A 1,833-nucleotide genomic window follows, 5' to 3' on the forward strand; every position below is an offset into this window, starting at 1 on the left:
TCTGCGTGTTCGTCCAGCTACGAGTGGCCGGCGGCAAGGGCCGATTTAGCTTTGTCTCGGTGAGACGCGTAGTGCTCGGTTTTCTCGTCTACCTCGACGAGGGCCGGTGCGAGGGCGTTGAGTCGCGCGTGGAGGTCTTCGTCCTCCTTGGCCGCGATTTGCGACTCGATATCTTCGGGGACGCTCTGCTTGCTCGTCAGTACGTCTTCGACCCCCAACCGGGCGTTTCCGGCCCGTTCTCGGTACTGTTCGAGTTTCCCGAGTTGCAGGAGGTCGTCAATCATGTCCTGACGCTGTGCCGGCGTCGCGTTGATGAGTTTGTTGACCTCGCCCTGCTGGACGTACGCGCAGTTGACGAACGCCTCGGCGTCCATCCGCAGGAGCGACCCGACGTGCCGTCGAACGTCGCGCGCGCCCTCGACGGACCCGTCCGGTCCTTCGAGAACACACTTCGCGGTGGTCGCGCGGTCGCCCGAAATCCTGATTCGGCGGTCGATGCGGTACTCGCCGCCGTCGTGGACGAATTCGAGCGAGATTTCGGCGTCGTCAGCGCCGGTCGTCACCACGTCGTCGAGCGTCCCAGCCAGCGCTTTCGACCCGTAGAGGGCGAAGAAACACGCTTCGAGGAGCGACGACTTCCCGCTCCCGTTGACGCCGTGGATGACCGTGACGCCGTCGCGAAGGTCGAGTTCGGCGTCCTCGTACGGCTTGAAGTTCTGAATGCTGATGTGCGTGAATCTCATGCGAAATCACCCAGCGAACTGTCGCGGTTGGCTTTCGGTTCTGCGTCGGTGCCGGACTCGGTTTCTACGTCGGTGCCGGACTCGGTTTCTACGTCGGCAACGGGTTCAGGCTCGGAACGGGCGATGGACTCGGAGGGTTCGTCGGGCGTACCACCCATGTCGCTGGTGGATGTCGGTTCGTCAGGTATCTCACCCGCGTCGGTAGCGGAAGCAGGTTCGTCGTCGGACTCGTCTTCGCCCGAGGACCCTTCTTCCTCCGTCTCTGGCCCAGCGGTGACGAAGGCACTCCGGTCGTCAGAAAGAAGCGACGCGACGCGCTCGCGAACCTCGTCGCGAACGTTCGAATCGGCGACTTTGCTCGCGCGAACCGTCTCGTCAACGTCGAGTGCAGCGCTCGATAGGCCCATCTCGCGGACCCGGTCGCGGACCGCGTCGTCGGGGTCGGCAAACGACACGTCGGTCGAGAGTTCTTCGTCGGTGTCGACTTCGCGTCGGTCGTTGACGCGGGCGACGAGCGCGCCCTGTTCGGCGGCGAACGATTCGACCGCAGCGGGCGTAACTGCGTCACCCTCGCCGGTCAGTTCGACGACGACGACGGCGTCCTCACAGTCGAACTCGCGGACGCGCTGGCGCACGCGTTCGATTCCCTCGTCGCCCGAGAGGTCGACCTCGATGAATTCGAACGGCCGCGTTTCGAGCGTTCGACGGCGGATATCGACCGCCGAAGAGTCGAACTCGACGAGATTGTATCCGCGCGGGTCTCGCTCGCTCGCGCTCGCGCGCTCAGTGGAACCGCAATAGGTCACCCACGTACCGTCGAGGTCCGCCGTATCAGGGACGTGATTGTCGCCGAGAAGCATCGCGTCGAAGTCGACGTTCGATTCGGCGAGGACCGTCTCCGTCTCCCAGCGGCTTGGGCGAACGGGGCAAAGAGACCGTGCGCGACGTGTGCCGTCTGCGGCTGGGCGTGCGGTTCGAACTGGCAGTCGAGTTCGTCTCGTCGAGAGCCGGGGGCGTGGTCGGGACCCGAGAATGCCACGTCGTCGGCGACGGATGGGGCGCTCCCGAGTCGAGGCGCCATTCCTAGGAG

At 64.7% G+C, this 1,833-nt stretch carries 2 pseudogenes; both read right to left on the bottom strand.

The annotated features are described in order from the left end of the window. Positions 1-20: 20 nt before the first annotated feature. A pseudogene (locus tag QT222_RS01610) lies at positions 21-743 on the bottom strand (AAA family ATPase); the annotation flags it as partial. After that, a pseudogene (locus QT222_RS01615) lies at positions 740-1,833 on the bottom strand (DNA double-strand break repair protein Mre11); the annotation flags it as partial. The pseudogenes QT222_RS01610 and QT222_RS01615, both read right to left, overlap by 4 nt.

The organism is Haloferax sp. s1, from assembly GCF_058382125.1.